At 67.0% G+C, this 15278-nt stretch carries 15 protein-coding genes; 5 read left to right on the top strand and 10 right to left on the bottom strand.

Features of this window, described 5'->3' with window-relative positions; genetic code table 11:
- Entirely contained in the window at positions 1–3114 is a 3114-nt protein-coding gene (locus tag IPJ87_06475) for a hypothetical protein (GenBank protein ID MBK7941505.1), read from the top strand.
- Here the strand turns inward: IPJ87_06475 and IPJ87_06470 are convergent.
- From IPJ87_06470 to dapB, 5 genes are all read right to left on the bottom strand, one after another.
- Positions 3091–3723, bottom strand: coding sequence for a CoA pyrophosphatase (locus IPJ87_06470; GenBank protein MBK7941504.1), 633 nt, complete (start codon positions 3721–3723; stop codon positions 3091–3093). The two genes, IPJ87_06475 and IPJ87_06470, sit on opposite strands and share 24 nt — an antisense overlap.
- The gene (locus tag IPJ87_06465) at positions 3720–4193 is read right to left on the bottom strand and encodes a hypothetical protein (protein MBK7941503.1); all 474 of its coding nucleotides are present in this window, start codon (positions 4191–4193) and stop codon (positions 3720–3722) included. Before IPJ87_06465 ends, IPJ87_06470 begins: the two co-directional genes overlap by 4 nt.
- Positions 4194–4226: 33 nt before the next feature.
- Complete coding sequence (gene lepB / locus IPJ87_06460) at positions 4227–5171, bottom strand: signal peptidase I (protein ID MBK7941502.1); 945 nt, start codon at positions 5169–5171, stop codon at positions 4227–4229.
- 28 nt (positions 5172–5199) lie between these two features.
- On the bottom strand, positions 5200–6759 hold the full coding sequence (locus IPJ87_06455; protein ID MBK7941501.1) for a signal peptidase I: 1560 nt from the start codon (positions 6757–6759) through the stop codon (positions 5200–5202).
- A gap of 81 nt (positions 6760–6840) precedes the next feature.
- Entirely contained in the window at positions 6841–7638 is a 798-nt protein-coding gene (gene dapB / locus IPJ87_06450; protein MBK7941500.1) for a 4-hydroxy-tetrahydrodipicolinate reductase, read from the bottom strand.
- A 90-nt stretch (positions 7639–7728) separates the two neighbouring features.
- On the opposite strand from dapB, the gene IPJ87_06445 reads away from it, so the two are divergent.
- The 4 genes from IPJ87_06445 (at position 7729) to IPJ87_06430 (ending at position 10428) form a co-directional block, all read left to right on the top strand.
- Entirely contained in the window at positions 7729–7965 is a 237-nt protein-coding gene (locus IPJ87_06445; GenBank protein MBK7941499.1) for a hypothetical protein, read from the top strand.
- A 43-nt stretch (positions 7966–8008) separates the two neighbouring features.
- Positions 8009–8227, top strand: coding sequence for a hypothetical protein (locus tag IPJ87_06440; GenBank protein MBK7941498.1), 219 nt, complete (start codon positions 8009–8011; stop codon positions 8225–8227).
- On the top strand, positions 8224–9042 hold the full coding sequence (locus tag IPJ87_06435) for an IS630 family transposase (protein MBK7941497.1): 819 nt from the start codon (positions 8224–8226) through the stop codon (positions 9040–9042). The genes IPJ87_06440 and IPJ87_06435 overlap by 4 nt, the downstream gene beginning before the upstream one ends.
- 582 nt (positions 9043–9624) lie before the next feature.
- Positions 9625–10428: a T9SS type A sorting domain-containing protein gene (locus IPJ87_06430; protein MBK7941496.1), complete on the top strand. Its 804-nt coding sequence runs from the start codon at positions 9625–9627 to the stop codon at positions 10426–10428.
- A gap of 7 nt (positions 10429–10435) precedes the next feature.
- On the opposite strand, the gene IPJ87_06425 is transcribed toward IPJ87_06430, so the two are convergent.
- From IPJ87_06425 to IPJ87_06405, 5 genes are all read right to left on the bottom strand, one after another.
- Entirely contained in the window at positions 10436–10981 is a 546-nt protein-coding gene (locus tag IPJ87_06425; GenBank protein ID MBK7941495.1) for a hypothetical protein, read from the bottom strand.
- 8 nt (positions 10982–10989) lie between these two features.
- Positions 10990–11895 (bottom strand): ParB/RepB/Spo0J family partition protein, encoded by a 906-nt coding sequence (locus IPJ87_06420; protein MBK7941494.1) that lies wholly within the window; start codon positions 11893–11895, stop codon positions 10990–10992.
- Positions 11892–12707 carry a ParA family protein gene (locus IPJ87_06415; protein MBK7941493.1) on the bottom strand — a complete coding sequence of 272 codons (816 nt, stop codon included), beginning with the start codon at positions 12705–12707 and terminating at the stop codon, positions 11892–11894. The genes IPJ87_06420 and IPJ87_06415 overlap by 4 nt, the downstream gene beginning before the upstream one ends.
- A gap of 151 nt (positions 12708–12858) precedes the next feature.
- Complete coding sequence (locus IPJ87_06410) at positions 12859–13224, bottom strand: DUF3276 family protein (GenBank protein MBK7941492.1); 366 nt, start codon at positions 13222–13224, stop codon at positions 12859–12861.
- Positions 13225–13284: 60 nt separating this feature from the next.
- Entirely contained in the window at positions 13285–15162 is a 1878-nt protein-coding gene (locus IPJ87_06405) for an ABC transporter ATP-binding protein (protein ID MBK7941491.1), read from the bottom strand.
- Positions 15163–15278: the final 116 nt, after the last annotated feature.

Raw genomic sequence — 15278 nt, 5'->3', positions numbered from 1 at the left:
ATGCGCCGCATCCTGATCGTTCTTCCGCTCGTGCTCACTGCGCCCCTGGCGGCGCAGCGCTTCTATTTCGAGCGCCTGGATGTGCAGAACGGGCTGCCCTCCAGCAACGTGTACAGCGTGGTGCAGGACAGCACGGGCCTGGTGTGGCTGGGCACCGAGGACGGGCTGGTGAGCTTCGACGGCCGCGACCGCGTGGGCATCCGGGCCTACGGCACGGAGGATGGCCCGGCCCCCAAGGGTGCGCGCTGCCTGCTGATCGACCGCAGCGGCCGCTTCTGGGCGGGCCACACCGGTGGCGGCCTCACGGTGCGTTCCGGCCGCAGCTTCGCCACGCTGGTCCTGTCCGGCGAGGCCCTTACGTCCGACGTTACCGCCCTGGTGCAGGACGGCGACGGTGCCGTGTGGGTCACCACCATGGGCCAGGGCGCCCTGCGCATCAGCGCCATCAGCGAGGAGGGCGTGCCCACGGTGGACCGCTTCGGCAGCGACCAGGGCTTGCTCGAGCACGTGGTGGATGCGGTGCACTTCCGCGACGGCACCCTCGCCTTCCTGGAGGACGGCGGGACGCTGAAGCGGTGGGACCCTGCGGCCAAGCGCTTCGCCTCCCTGGAATGGAACGGGTTGGAGGACGTGCTCGGCGTCAGCGCGCTGTACGAGGATTCCGACGGCCGTCGCTGGCTCGGCACCCAGAGCAGCGGCGCTTTCGTCCTCGATCCGCGCACCGGCCAGGTGGTGAACTACAGCACGGCGAACGGCCTGCCCAGCGACTTCGTGATGTGCTTCGGAGAGGACGCGAGCGGTCAGGTGTGGGTGGGCACCTGGGGTGGTGGTGCTGCCGTGATCGGCCTCAACGGCGTGCGCCGCCACTACCATCCGGGCAACGGCCTCGAAAGCCTGCTGATCCGCCGCATTGCCCGCGACCGGGAAGGCAACATGCTGCTCGCCACCAACGACTACGGCCTCAACATCTTCAAGGGCGAGCGCTTCCTGAACCTGCTGGAGCAGGACGGGCTGCTGGACCAGCAGGTATGGGCCGTGCTGGAGGACCGCAGCGGCCGCATCTGGTTCGGCACGGACGGTGGCGTGAGCATCCTGGACCCGCGCGTGCAGGGCACGGGCATGATCAAGAACCTGCAGACCGTGCGCACCTCCCGCGTGCGGGCGCTGGCCGAGGATGCCAGTGGCAACGTGTGGGTCGGCTCGGAGACCAATGGGCTGGTGGAGCTTGACCCCGTGGCCTTCCAGCCGGTGCCGCACCCCGACCTCGACGTGCTGATCCCGCGCGGCAAGGTGACGGCGCTGGCCGTGGGGCAGCCGGGCGAGCTGTACGTCGGCACCATCACCGGTCTGCGCCGCTATGCCACCGGGGCCCCGCCCATGGTGTACACCGAGGAGGACGGCGTGCCCACCACCCCCGTCACCGCGCTCCACCGCGACGACCGCGGCACCATCTGGGTGGGCAGCAAGGACAAGGGCATCACCCGCATCGACAACGGACGTGCGCAGCGCATCGATCCGGGCAGGACCTTCTCACCGACCACCTTCGTGCAGGATGGCCAGGGGCGCGTCTGGGTGGGCACCCGAAGCCAGGGCCTGGTGGTGCTCACCGACGGTCGCGAAGAACGGACGTGGACCCAGGCGGATGGTCTGTTGGACAATACGGTGCGCTCGCTGCTCCGCGATGCCAAGGGCCACCTGTGGATCGGAACGGTGGGCGGGCTCAACAGCTGGCGCCCGGATCAGGAGGGCTTCCTCTCCTACACGGAGCGCTCCGGCTTCATCGGTGTGGAGGCCAAACCCGGTGCGGTCTGCCTCACCCGCGACGGTGACCTGTGGTTCGGCACGGCCCGCGGCGCCACCAGGGTGGTGCCCGACCAGGGCGATGGTGCACCGACCCCGCCCATCGTGGCCCTGCGCGGGCTGAGCGTGAACCTGGAGGACCGCCCCTTGGAGCAGGACCTCAGCCTCGGCCACAGCGAGCGGTCCATCCGCATTCAGTATGGCACCGTGAGCCTCAGCGATCCCGGTGCCGTGCGCTACAGCACCCTCCTGGAAGGGCTGGATCGCGACTGGCAGCCGTTGACCGCCGGCACCGAGGCCTTCTTCCCGGCCCTGCCCCCCGGCACCTACACCTTCCGGGTGAAGAGCATCAACCGGGCGGGCCTCTGGAGCGCTCCCGCCAGCCTCAGCTTCACCGTGCTGCCCCCGTGGTACCGCTCCTGGTGGTTCTACACCGCGCTCACCGCCTTCATCGCCCTGGTGCTCTTCAGCTGGGTGAAGGTGCGCGAACGCCAGCTGCGTCTGCGCAACCAGATCCTGGAGCGCCGCGTGGAGGAACGCACCGAGGAGGTGCGTGCCCAGAGCCGCGAGATCGAGCACCAGAAGGGCCGCATCGAGGACCTCCTGCTCAACATCCTGCCCAAGGAGATCAGCGAGGAGCTCAAGGACAAGGGCAAGGCCACGGCCCGCCGCCACGACGCCGTCACCGTGCTCTTCACCGACATGAAGGGCTTCACCAAGGCCGCCGAGAAGATGAGCCCGGAGGAGCTCGTCACCGAACTGGACGAGTGCTTCATCCACTTCGACGAGATCGTGGGCCGCTACGGCATCGAGAAGATCAAGACCATCGGCGACAGCTACATGTGCGCCTCCGGCGTGCCCGTGGCCGATCCGCACCACGCGGTGAAGTGCGTGCTGGCCGCCCTGGAGGTCCGCGACCTGATGAACGAGTGGCGCCGTCAGCGCGAGGCGAAAGGCAAGGTGCCCTGGATCCTGCGGCTCGGGGTGCACACCGGCCCGGTCGTGGCCGGTGTGGTGGGCAAGCGCAAGTTCGCCTACGACATCTGGGGCGACACGGTGAACACCGCCAGCCGCATGGAGAGCAGCGGCGAGCCCGGCGAGGTCAACGTCAGCGGCTCCACGTACGCGCTGATCAAGGACCGCTTCGAGTGCGTGCACCGCGGGCAGATCGAGGCCAAGAACAAGGGCGCCATCGACATGTACTTCGTACGCCGCATCAAGCCCGAGCACAGCGCGGACAAGGACGGGAGCCGCCCCAACGAGCGATTCCTGCAGGAGCTCGGCGTGACCTCAGCCGTGGAGCAGCTCGCGTAGTTCGGCCAGCATCATGGCCGTGGCCCCCCACACCACCTGGCCGCCCAGGTCGAAGTAGGGGATCTCCGCCTCGCGGCCCAGCACCTGGATGTGCTGCCGGCGCTGCCGGATGACATCGGGCCGCAGCAGCTCGGCCAGCGGCACCTCCAGCAGGGCCTGCACCTCCCGCGGGTCGGGGCGGGTGGGGCCCAGCTCCCATGCAAGGCCCACGAAGGGTGTCACCAGCGATCGGCTGGGCGGGATGTACACCTGCGACAAGGCCCCCAACACGCGCAGGTCCTTGGGCGTGGCCCCGATCTCCTCGTGGAACTCCCGCAGCGCGGTGGCCTGGAGGTCGGTATCCCGCGGCTCACGCCGGCCACCCGGAAAGCTCACCTGCCCGCTGTGCACCCCGGCATACTCGGGCCGGCGCATGAGCAGCAGGTGAGGCTCGCCCATGGCAGGATAGAGCAAGGCCAGCACGGCGCTCTCCCGGGGTGCGGTGTCCGCGCGTTGAGCGCTGTCCAGGTCCGCGCGGGAGTAGCCGCTCCGCGACAGAAAGGCGGCGTGCCCCGGCAGCGGCCCCCGAAGGGCCGTGGCCAGGCGCTCATGCACCTCGTCCAGCGTCATCGCATCAGGTCCTTCACCAGCGCGTCCGCCTGCCGCTTGTAGGTGTGTCGCGGCCGCGCCGCGATGGCGCGTGCGCCTTCCAGCGCGCGGTCGTGCTGACCGCTGCACAGCCAGCACAGCACCGTGTACCACGCCGCCGCCTCATCGTAGTCGTTGCGCGCCGAGGTCTCGATGAAGTCGAGCTGGAGCTCTGCGTCGTAGGGCCGATCCGCGCCCAGGAGCGCACTGGCCAACAGCATGCGGATCTGCTCCTCGTTGGGCGTGTTCCGCAGCTCGGCCTCCAGCACGGGGATGGCAGCTCCGTGGTCGCCGGCGTTGTAGCGCGCCATGGCGTCGAGCAGCGCGGCGTTGGCGTCGGTGCGTGCCCGGCCACCGATCAGGTCGGGGAAGGGCTCGTAGTGGCGTATGCACAGGTCGTCGGGGCCGGTGCAGCCCACCATCACCAACAGCAGGAAGGCGAGGGAACGCATGGCGCGAAGGTACCTCGCTCGGCAGGCGCGGCCCTACCGGCCCAGGCTCCGCCACCACCGGTCCCCGCGCCACTGCCGGCGCTCAGCGTCCCACGACAGCAGCACCCGCTCCGTGCGGCCCACGAGGTGATCCGCAGGAACAAAGCCCCAATGGCGCGAGTCGGCGCTGTTGTGCCGGCTGTCGCCCAGCACGAAGTAGTGGTCGCGGGCGATCACCGCCGTCTTCGAAGGGGCCCCGTCCATCAGCAGGCCGTCGCGGCCCACCTCCAGCACATGCCCCTCATGCCGGGTGAGGATGCGATCGTAGAGCGGCAGCTGCGCGGGCTCCAAGGGCACACTGTCGCCGGCCGCCGGCACGCGCAACGGCCCGTAGGCATCACTGCTCCACGGGTGGAAGGGGCTGAACGGAAAGAGGTGGCGCGCCGGTCGTTGGCTCAGGCCCATCGGGCCGGTGTCGCGTACGCCGTGCACCCGTTCCAAGCGGGCCGCCAAAGTCGGGTTGAGGGGGAGTTCCAGGTGTCGTTCGCCGCCGCCGATGAAGGCGCGGGGCAGGCCGATGGCCGCGGCGATGCTGTCCAGCGAGGTGCCCGGGTCCACGCGCACGAGGTAACGACGCGTCTCCCCGGGCCAGGGCGGCAACGGTCGGCCGTTCACCAGCACCAGGCCGGCACGCAGTTCCACCGTGTCGCCGGGAAGGCCCACCACGCGCTTCACCAGCAGTTGCCGCTTCCGCACAGGCCGGTCGTCCTGCGTGGGGTCGCGGAACACCAGCACATCCCCGCGGTCCACGCCCGTCCACACGGGCCAGCGCTGCACGGCCAGCACATCGCCCGGCAGCAGCGTGGCGAACATGCTCGTGCTCTGCACGATCACCCAACGCAGCACGAGGGCGTGCACCAGGGCCAGCAGCAGCAAGGCCTGCACGAAGGCCCGGGTCCACGGGCCCAGGTCCAGCCACCGTTGCCACACCCTGCGCATCGCCCAAAGCTCGGCGATCGATCGCCGATCACTTCAGGCCGTTGCGCACCACGGTGAAGAGGCGCTTCCACCGGATGCCCGTGTACGGGTCCTTGGTGAACCACACCAGCACCGCCTTGCCCACCACGTGGTCGTGCGGCACGAAGCCCCAGAAGCGCGCGTCCTGCGACCGATGGCGGTTGTCGCCCATCAGCCAGTAGTAGTCCTGCTTGAAGGTGTAGCTGGTGGCCGGTGCGCCGTTGATCAGGATGCGGTCGCCCTCGATGCGCAGGTCGTTGTGCTCGTAAACCCGGATCGCGCGCTCGTACAGCGGCAGGTTCGCCAGGCTGAGGGCCACGGTGGCACCGGCCTTCGGGATCCACAGCGGTCCGAAGTTGTCCTCCGTCCAGTCGAAGGCGGGATGGTTGGGGAAGTAGGGCAGCTTGTGGTAGGGCGAGCTGTAGCCCTTCGGGTGGTCCTGCCGGGTCATGCTGGCCACGTTGCTGAAGCCGCCCAGCTTTGCCGCGTTGGCTTCGGTGAGCGGGATGCTCACCCCGCCGTTCTCGCCGGGCGACAGGTCGTCCGGGCTGATGTCGTACTGCTCCTTCAGCATCCGCTCGTTGAAGCGGTCCTTCAGTACGAACTCGTAGGCGTACTGCGCCATCTCCGGCACGTGCTGCTTCACGCCGTTGATGTGGACCAGGCCGCCGCGCACCGCCACGGTGTCGCCCGCCACGGCCACGCAGCGCTTGATGTAGTTCTCCTTCTTGTCCAGCGGCCGCACCAGGATGCCGCCCGTGGGCATCTGCCGCACCTGGCCGTCCACCATGTTCAGCATGCGGTACCCGGGGTCGTGGATCTTCTCGCGGCCGTGGTCGCGCACCAGCTGGTAGTAGCTCTGGTTCTGGAAGTTCGCCACCACCGTGTCGCCCTCCGGGAAGTTGAACACCACCGCATCCCCCCGCTCGGGCTTGCCGAAGCCGGGTAGCCGCCGGTAGGGCTGGCTGAACCAGGTGACGAAGCTGGGCGTGCTGGCCGAAAGCGGCATGGTGTGGTGCGTGAAGGGGAAGGTGAGCGGGGTCATCGGCATGCGCGGCCCGTAGCTCAGCTTGCTCACGAACAGGTAGTCGCCCACCAGCAGGCTCTTCTCCATGCTGGGCGTGGGGATGGTGAAGGCCTCGAAGGTGAAGGTGCGGAACACCGTGGCCACGATCACCGCGAACAGGATAGCATCGCCCCACTGGCCCAGCAGCCCGCGCTTGCGCTGCGCCACCGGGATCGGGCCCACGTAGGCGTGCTTCGGCGAGAAGGCCAGCTGCGGGATCTTCACCCAGGGCAGCAGGGTCATCACCACGTGGTCCTTGAAGCCGCGCTCGCCCAGGGTGATGCTCAGGTTCACGTTCAGGATCATGAACATCAGCAGGTTCACGCCCGGTACCAGGAAGAGGAAGATCCACCACCACGGCTTGCCGCTCAGCTTCAGCCAGATGAGGATGTTGTAGCCGGGGACCAAGCCTTCCCAGGCCTTGCGGCCGGCCTTTTGGAAGTACTTCCACAGGCAGCCGAAGAGGACGGCGAAGTAGGCGAAGAGGACGAGGTAAGGGATCATCAGGCTGCGAAGGTGCACAACGAACGGCCTGCGGCCATGCACGGGTGGATGAGCGGGGGGAGGAAGGGGACGGGCGGACGCTCAGGGCCGGCCCAGCACATCGTCCATGGTGAAGAGGCCGCGCCGCCGCTGCACCGGGTCCGCCAGCCATTCGGCCGCATGCACCGCGCCCGTGGCGAAGCCGCTACGCCCGAAGGCTTCGTGCGTGATGACGATGCGGTCGTCCGCGCTGGACCACTGCACGCTGTGCTTGCCGGGCACCTCGCCGGTGCGTTCGCTGTGGATGGGGACCGGGGCAGGGGCCATGCCTTCGCCAAAGGCTTCGGCAGACGAGGCAGGGGCCATGCCTTCGCCAAAGGCTTCGGCAGACGAGGCAGGGGCAGGAGCTGGGGCGTGGGACCAGCCCGTGTATCCGGCGTGGTGCAGGTCGATGTCGCGGGCCAGGGTGAGGGCCGTGCCGCTGGGGGCGTCGAGCTTGTGCACGTGGTGCACCTCGTCGAGCCGGACGCGGTAGTCGCTCCGCCCATCCATCAACGCGGCCAGCAGCCGGTTCACGCGGAAGAACAGGTTGACGCCGATGCTGAAGTTGCTCGCCCACAGCACGGCCCCATCGCCGGCGGCCACCAGCTCGCGCACCTCGGGAAGGTGGTCGTACCAGCCCGTGGTGCCCACCACCACCGGCACTCCGGCCTGCACGCACAGGCGGATGTTGTCCACCGCGTGGGCCGGCCGGCTGAACTCGATGGCCACGTCGCAGCCGGTGGGCGGCGCGCCCGCGTTGGCCGAGCCCACCTTCAACGCGATCCGGTGCCCGCGGCGCAGCGCGGCCTCCTCGATGGCGCGGCCCATGCGCCCCGTGCCGTAGAGTGCGATGTTCATGGGGCGAAGGTCGGGAGCTGAATGGAGGTTGGTACTTTCACAATGGCAATGAACGTGATCCCCATCCGTTAAGGCAGCAACTTGGCTGGCATGAAGAAGCTGATCCTCCTGATCAGCTCGATCGGGTGGGTCGCGCCTGACCGATCGCATGCACAAGTGGTCGAGCCGTTATGGGTCTACGATTCCGCGGTTGCTCCGTTCAGCGGGTCACGGGCGGCCTCGCTCCAGTGTGATGATCAGGGTGCTACGGTGATCTTGGATGTCCTTATCCCGGTCGCTTTTCCGGAGGAGTGGAGCGCGCTGATCACCAAATTACTGAGACGGTGACAAAGAAGCGGTCGATCGGCACGATCTGTGGATCGAGCTTGACATGAAGCGAACAGATGCGCGAAGCCTCAGCGATGAGGCGCTGAACGAACGATTGCGGCAGGCGGTGCGCTGCCGCTTGCAAGGTTGCGGGCTGAAAGAGTCTTCCGCGCTGTGCAGCCTTGGGCTGACGGCGGCCAATGATGCTTGGCAACGCTATCAGCGCGGGGATGGAGAGCCGTTGAGGTATGCCGCAGCGGGCGGCCGCAAGGCAGCGGCATGATCCTGACGCAAGAGCAGCAGAAGCAGACACTTCGGCTGATCGCTGACAAGATGCCCGATCAATTGAAGTTGCCCTATGCGCTGTGGTCACGCAAGGCCATCGCGCTGTTGATCAAAGAACGCTTCGGCGTAGTGCTGCCCGAACGCACGATGACCGACTACTTGAGCCGTTGGGGCTTCAGCGCACAGAAGCCGATGCGCCGCGCAGCAGAACAGCGACCCAAACTGGTGCGCAAGTGGCGTGAAGAGGTCTATCCGGCGATCGAGCGCAGGGCCGAATTGGAGGGCGCGGACATCCATTGGGGGGATGAGACCGGCCTGCGCAATGATGATGTGCGTGGACGGAGCTTCGCCAAGCGTGGCAAGACGCCGGTGGTGCGTGTGCTGAACAAGCGCTTCGGCCGTTCGATCATCTCCACCATCACCAATCGCGGCCAGATGCGGTGGATGGTCTTCAAGGGCGCCCTTGATGCGGAGATCTTCCAGGATTTCCTCGCACGTTTGATCAAAGGGGCAAAGCGCAAGGTGTTCCTCATCCTGGACAACCTGCCGGTGCATCATGCCAAAGTCCTGCGCCCATGGCTGGAAAAGCACAAGGAGCGCATCGAACTGTTCTTCATGCCGGGCTACTCACCCGAACTCAACCCCGTGGAGGTGGCCAATGCCGACCTGAAGAAGAACGTGACCAGCGCTCCGCCGCCGCGCACCGAGGAGCAACTCGTTGAGAACATCTTGGCCCATTACCGAAGCGTGTCCAAGAAGCCCAAGCACATCAAAAGCTACTTCGGTCACCCCGATGTTCGATATGCCGCATGAAACCGGATCTTCACCACCGGCTCAGTAGATGTGTTCGGACAGGTACTGTGGTCGGATACACTCCATGATCACATGCCGATCGGGCATGCTGATATGGTATTAGACGCCGATGATCATATACTGGCCTGTGCATTCGGACCGGGGACGATCCGCGTGCGCAAATACGCTCCTTCGGGACTGATCCTTTGGACCACGGAGATCGTGCACACGGGTGCCCAGGACATGCCCATGTACATCCGGGAAGGAGCAGGTCAAGTCTATGTAGCGACAACGAACTACACGGACACTACTGGGCGCGACCTGATCACGCGTGGCTTGACCGATACAGGTGTTCTCCTGTGGGAGCACCGGTACGAAAGCGGCCTGCCGCCATACAATGAATTCCTGGCAGGTGCAGCGGTGGATGTGGTCGGCAGACCGTATTTCTCCGGGCTGAGTGTGGATACCCTGGTTGGAAGCATGCTCCTTCAGTCACTGGATCTGGACGGTACACCACGATGGGAGGTGCGCAGTTATCCGTCGGAATCGGCGCATGGACTGGTCCTCGAACGCTCAGGGAATGATCGAATGGTCCTGCTTGGCATGCGTCCTGTGCCGGGGGGAGGAGGTACTGATCTCGTGGTGCATTGTTACGATACACTTGGCAACCAACTCTGGAACCAACAGCTCAGCATCGGTGATGCCGACAGTCCCAGGGATCTTTCCATCGCTTCCGATGGAACGGTGTTCTGCATCGGGACCGGTACCGCAGCGGATGGGTCGAAGGACCTGGGTGCGTTCGGCATCTCCGCCAGCGGAACGCTTCTTTGGTCCCATGTGGTGGACGACGGACCGCTGGACGTTCTCGGCAGTGGGATCGCGGCCCAAGCCGGCGGCTCGTGTGTGCTGGTGGGGACCCGCGCCGATCCCTTGCAGGGTGGCCGTTCAGCGATCTTCACCCAACGGTTGGACCCATCGGGCCAGCCGCTCTGGTCGGACCTGTACACCACCCCGAACGTGGGCAACAGTGGCGCTCATGATGTGATCCTTGACGCTGCCGGTGATATCCTGGTCCATGGCCACATGCGCGATACCACCGTCGCTGACGAGATCCTCGTGCTGAAGTATGCGCAGGAGACCGGCCTGAGCGAGGAGGGTTCCACGGGATCGTTCATGACCGCCTGGCCCAACCCGGCCACGGACCGTGTGCAGATCGCTTACGCCGGCCTGCACGCCGGCAGCCGCCTGCGGCTCACCGATGCCCTGGGCCGTGTGGTGGCCTGGGGCCGCAGCGGCATGCCCCACTTGGAGCTGGTCGCACTGCCGCCCGGCCTCTACGACCTGGCCTGCGTGGATGAGCGAGGGATGGTGTTGGCCCGCTGTCCCCTCGTGATCGGTTCACACTGAAAAGTGCTCACCACCCCACGCTCAGCGTCAGCCCCACGGCCCGCTGTGCGGCGAGGTCCAGGCCCGGGCGCAGCTGCAGGCTCAGGTCGTCGCCCACGTCGAACCGCACGAAGTGCGCGTCCACCGTGGCGTCCACGATGTTGAGCACGTACACCAGGGTGAGGCCCACGTAGCTCAGGTCCATCCACCGGCGGTAGGTGTCGGCCACGTCGCGCACTGCCGCTGCGGAGAACTCGCCATTGAACTCGTCCACCGTGGCGGGGTCGTTGTCCACCAGCGCGATGTAGGCGTCCTTGTAGCGGTTGTACTCGCGGGTGTTGTTGGCGATGAAGTAGGCGGAGACGCCAAGGCCGGCGGCCACGATGGGCAGCTTCCAATACTTGCGGTTGTACACCTGGCCGGCCCCGGGCAGTACGGCGCTGTAGAGGGCGGCGCGGCCGGGCTTGTGGCGCAGGCGCCAGGGGGGCACGCTGTCGGCCGCTGCGGGGTCGCGTTGGGCGTGCAGCGCCGCGGCGAGGGGGAGCAGGAGGAGCAGCAGGACGCAGCGGCGCATGGCGGGGCTCAACTGCCCAGCTTGGCCAGCAGGGCCGCCAGTTCGTCGCCGTTGCGGAAGACGATCTCGATGCGGCCCTTGCCCTGGGCGTTCTGCTTCACGGCAACCTTGGTGCCGAAGCGCTGGCTCAGCTGCTTGGCGGTCTGCTTGTGCAGGGCGCCGCTCAGCTTCGAGGCGCCGGTGGGCACCGGGCCTCGTTTGGCCGTGCGGGCCAGGTCCTCCACCTCGCGCACGCTCAACTGGCTCTCCACGATACGGCGGTACAGGTCCACCTGCTGGGCGGGGTCGCTCACGGCCAGTAGGGCGCGGGCGTGGCCCATGCCGATCTGCCGCTGGCGGATGCCCAGCTGCACCTCGGGCGGCAGCTTCAGCAGGCGCAGGTAGTTCGTCACCGTCGTGCGGTCCTTGCCCACCTTCTCGCTGAGCTGCTCCTGGGTGAGCTTCACCTCGTCGATGAGCCGCTCGAAGCTGATGGCCACCTCGATGGCGTCCAGGTCCTCGCGCTGGATGTTCTCCACCAGCGCCATCTCCAGCATGGCCTCGTCGTTGGCGATGCGGATGTAGGCGGGGATCTCGGTGAGGCCCGCGGCCTGGCTGGCGCGGAAGCGGCGTTCGCCGCTGATGAGCTGGTACTTGTCGTAGCCCACCTTGCGCACCGTCACCGGCTGGATGACGCCCAGCTGGCGGATGCTGAGGCTGAGCTCCGTGAGCGCCTCGGGGCTGAAGTGCGTGCGGGGCTGGAAGGGGTTGGGCTCGATCTGCGCCACCGGCAGGGTGGCCACATGGCCCGTGCTGCGCACCGGCGCGCCGGCCGCCACCCCGATGTCGCCGCCCGCGGGACGTTCGGTGAGGTCCGCGCCGCTGTCCTCCAGAAGGGCGCTCAGGCCGCGCCCCAGGCCGCGTTTCTTGGTCATTGCTCCTCGGGGATGGCGATCACGCGCTCCGAGCCCGGGATGCGTGTCATGTCGTTCTTCTGCAGGATCTCGCGTGCCAGGTTCAGGTAGTTCACCGCCCCCTTGCTGCTGGCGTCGTGCATGATGATGGTCTGCCCATGGCTGGGGGCCTCGCCCAGCGCCACATTGCGGTGCACCACCGTGTCGAACACCAGCTGCTGGAAGTGGGTCTTCACTTCCTCCACCACCTGGTTGGCCAGGCGCAGGCGGCTGTCGTACATGGTCAGCAGCATGCCCTCGATCACCAGTTCGGGGTTCAGGCGCTGCTGCACGATCTTGATCGTGTTGAGCAGCTTGCCGAGGCCTTCCAGGGCGAAGTACTCGCACTGCACCGGTACGATCACGCTGTCGGCCGCCGTCAGCGCGTTCACCGTCACCAGGCCCAGGCTGGGGCTACAGTCAATGATGATCAGGTCGTACAGGTCGCGCAAGGGCTCGAGCACCTTCTTCATCTGGCGCTCGCGCTCGCTCATGTCGATCATCTCGATCTCGGCGCCCACCAGGTCGATGTGGCCGGGCAGCAGGTCGAGGTTGGGGTTGTCCGTGCCCAGCACCACTTCGCTGGCCGGGGTGCCGTTGATGATGCACTCGTAGATGCTGGCCTTCACGTTGCGCGGGTCGAAGCCCACGCCGCTGGTGGCATTGGCCTGCGGGTCGGCGTCCACCAGCAGGGTGCGGCGCTCCAGCACCCCGAAGCAGGCGGCCAGGTTGATGGCGGTGGTGGTCTTGCCCACGCCGCCTTTCTGGTTCACGATGGCGATGATCTTGGACATTGGTGTCGGTCCGCTCCGCTCAAGGCCCTTCGGGAAAGCGTTGGGTCAACGGTTATGGACGGCGCAAAGAAGGGCAGGGGAGGCTCCCCGTCGCTGTTGATAACAAGGCGATTTTTGAACAACCCGCTGTCGGCGCGGTGCCGCAGGCCGTTCAGCCGTCCTTCCGTTCCAGGTCGTCGAAGTCCACGTCGGTGTACCGATCGCCGCCACCTGTTGCGGGAGGCGGTGCATCCGGATCGCGCGGTGGCTGTTCGGCCTGGTACTGACCCGTGGCCCGCAGCCGATCGATCTCGTCGAAGGCGTCGTGCAGGCCGTCCAGGAACTTGTCGAAGTCCTCCTTGTAGAGGAAGATCTTGTGCTTCTCGTAGCTGGCCGTGCCGTCCGGGTTGCTGTGCTTCTTGCTCTCGGTGATGGTGAGGAAGAGGTCGCGCCCGCGGGTGCTCTTCACATCGAAGAAATACGTGCGCTTACCGGCCCTTACGGCCTTGGAATACACATCCTCACGCTCGTCCGCCATCACTGGGTCCGGTTTCGGTCTACCAAAGATAGAAGGACGTCCGGACCGGGCAAGGGGGGCTCAGGCCTCCCGGGCCTCCTCCAGGAGCTGCTCCTGGTGCAGGCGCGCGTAGGTGCCACCCTTGGCGAGCAGGCCCGCATGGTCGCCCTCCTCGATCACGCGGCCGTGGTCGAGCACCAGGATGTGGTCCGCGTCCTGCACGGCGCTGATGCGGTGGCTGATCAGCACCGTGGTGCGCCCGATGTCGCGCTGTGCCCGCAGGTCGCGCAGGAAGGCCGCCTCCGTGGCGGTGTCCACCGCGCTCAATGGGTCGTCGAGGATCAGGATGCGCGGGCGGGTGGCCAACGCCCTGGCGATGCTCACGCGCTGCTTCTGGCCGCCGCTGAGGGTGACGCCGCGTTCGCCCAGCATCGTGTCGTAGCCTTTGGGGAACCCCGTGATGTTGTCGTGCACCTGCGCCTGTTGCGCCGCCGTGGTGATCAGGGCCTCTTCCGCGCTATCGGTCCCGAAGGCGATGTTGTCCGCGATGCGTTCGCTGAACAGGAAGACGTCCTGGGGCACATGCCAGATGTGGCGGCGCAGAGCGGCCAGGTCGTACTCCTGCAGCGGGATGCCGTCGATGAGCACGGTGCCGGCCGTGGGGTCGTAGTGGCGCACCAGCAGGTCGGCCACGGTGCTCTTGCCCGATCCGGTGTGGCCCACGATGGCCAGCGTGCCTCCGGCGGGCACATGGAAGCTCACCTCGCGCAACGCCTCGATGCCCGTGTCGGGGTAGGTGAAGCTCACGCGGTCGAACCGCAGTTCGCCCTTCAGCGCGGTAGTCACTCGATGGCCCGGCCGCACGGCGGGGCGCTCGTCCAGGAATTCGTTGATCCGTTCCATGCTGGCCGAGGCCTGCTGCACGAGGGACACCACCCAACCCACCGAGGCGAAGGGCCAGGTGAGCATGTTCACATAGATGATGAACTCCGCGATGTGCCCCACGGTCACCGTGGGGTCGCCGGCAATGAGCATGCGCCCGCCGATGAAGACCGTGAGGATCGAACTGATGCCGATGAGCAGGCCGATGGCCGGCATGAAGAGGGCGTCCACCCGTGCCTGGGCCAGGCTCAGGGTGCGGTAGCACGCGCTGCTCGCCCTGAACCGGTCCGCCGCATGGCCTTCCCGGGCGTACGCCTTCAGCACACGGATGCCGCTGAAGGACTCCTGCGCCAGGGTGCTCAGCACGCTCTGCTGCCGTTGCACATCGAGGCTCCGGCGGTTGATGAGGTCGCTCACCCGGTAGATCACCAGGCTCATCAGCGGAAGGGGCAGCAGGGTCCATAGCGTCATCGTGGGGTTCACCGAGAGCATGAAGCCGATGCACAGCACGAAGAGCACCACCAGGTTCACCGTGTACATCACCGCCGGGCCGAGGTACATGCGCACCTTGCCCACGTCCTCGCTGATGCGGTTCATGAGGTCGCCCGTGCTGTTGCGCTTGTAGAACGCCCGGTCCAACGACTGGTAGTGGTCGAAGATCACGTTCTTCATGTCGTACTCGATCAGGCGGCTCATCACGATGATGGTCTGCCGCATGAAGAACATGAAGAGGCCTTTGAGCAGGGCGAACACCAGGTAGAGCGCGGCCAGGAGGAGGGCACATCGGGTGACCGTGGCGGCGATGGCGTCGCGGTCGGCCAGGTCGTCCAGCAGGCCTTGCAGGTCGACGCCGGTCCAGCCCACCCACAGCTGCAGCGTGGCGGGCACCGCCAGGACGCGATCGGGCGCGGGGCGCTCGGCCTGCTCGATGCCTGCGGCGATGAGGTCCACTGCTTCCCGCACCACCTGCGGACTGTATACCGCGAAGAGGTTGCTGAGCACGATGAAGAGGAAGCCGAGCAGCAAACGGCCGCGGTAGCGGCGGAAGTACGGGTTCAGCGCGAGGAGCGGGCGCATCGGGGACCGGCGAACGTGCTAGTTTTGCGCCGCCCCGGAGGACCGGCCCGCCAAAGGTAGCCGCCCCGCAAGCCACCGGTGGTCCCTCACCCGCCAGCACGCACATCCATGGCCAC

The organism is Flavobacteriales bacterium (assembly GCA_016713875.1).
Classification (GTDB): Bacteria; Bacteroidota; Bacteroidia; order Flavobacteriales_F; family PHOS-HE28; genus PHOS-HE28.
The sequence above is the reverse complement of the archived record's forward strand: the minus strand, read 5'-3'. Positions and strand labels throughout refer to the sequence as shown.

What these genes read in the sequence shown, in the direction of transcription:
- dapB (MBK7941500.1), bottom strand. Translation starts at nt 7,638, where the DNA reads ATGAACATCGCACTCTACGGCACGGGGCGCATGGGCCGCGCCATCGAG.
- IPJ87_06415 (MBK7941493.1), bottom strand. Translation starts at nt 12,707, where the DNA reads ATGTCCAAGATCATCGCCATCGTGAACCAGAAAGGCGGCGTGGGCAAG.
- IPJ87_06410 (MBK7941492.1), bottom strand. Translation starts at nt 13,224, where the DNA reads ATGGCGGACGAGCGTGAGGATGTGTATTCCAAGGCCGTAAGGGCCGGT.
- IPJ87_06470 (MBK7941504.1), bottom strand. Translation starts at nt 3,723, where the DNA reads ATGACGCTGGACGAGGTGCATGAGCGCCTGGCCACGGCCCTTCGGGGG.
- IPJ87_06475 (MBK7941505.1), top strand. Translation starts at nt 1, where the DNA reads ATGCGCCGCATCCTGATCGTTCTTCCGCTCGTGCTCACTGCGCCCCTG.
- IPJ87_06420 (MBK7941494.1), bottom strand. Translation starts at nt 11,895, where the DNA reads ATGACCAAGAAACGCGGCCTGGGGCGCGGCCTGAGCGCCCTTCTGGAG.
- IPJ87_06465 (MBK7941503.1), bottom strand. Translation starts at nt 4,193, where the DNA reads ATGCGTTCCCTCGCCTTCCTGCTGTTGGTGATGGTGGGCTGCACCGGC.
- IPJ87_06430 (MBK7941496.1), top strand. Translation starts at nt 9,625, where the DNA reads ATGCGTCCTGTGCCGGGGGGAGGAGGTACTGATCTCGTGGTGCATTGT.
- IPJ87_06435 (MBK7941497.1), top strand. Translation starts at nt 8,224, where the DNA reads ATGATCCTGACGCAAGAGCAGCAGAAGCAGACACTTCGGCTGATCGCT.
- IPJ87_06425 (MBK7941495.1), bottom strand. Translation starts at nt 10,981, where the DNA reads ATGCGCCGCTGCGTCCTGCTGCTCCTCCTGCTCCCCCTCGCCGCGGCG.
- IPJ87_06455 (MBK7941501.1), bottom strand. Translation starts at nt 6,759, where the DNA reads ATGATCCCTTACCTCGTCCTCTTCGCCTACTTCGCCGTCCTCTTCGGC.
- IPJ87_06440 (MBK7941498.1), top strand. Translation starts at nt 8,009, where the DNA reads ATGAAGCGAACAGATGCGCGAAGCCTCAGCGATGAGGCGCTGAACGAA.
- lepB (MBK7941502.1), bottom strand. Translation starts at nt 5,171, where the DNA reads ATGCGCAGGGTGTGGCAACGGTGGCTGGACCTGGGCCCGTGGACCCGG.
- IPJ87_06405 (MBK7941491.1), bottom strand. Translation starts at nt 15,162, where the DNA reads ATGCGCCCGCTCCTCGCGCTGAACCCGTACTTCCGCCGCTACCGCGGC.
- IPJ87_06445 (MBK7941499.1), top strand. Translation starts at nt 7,729, where the DNA reads ATGAAGAAGCTGATCCTCCTGATCAGCTCGATCGGGTGGGTCGCGCCT.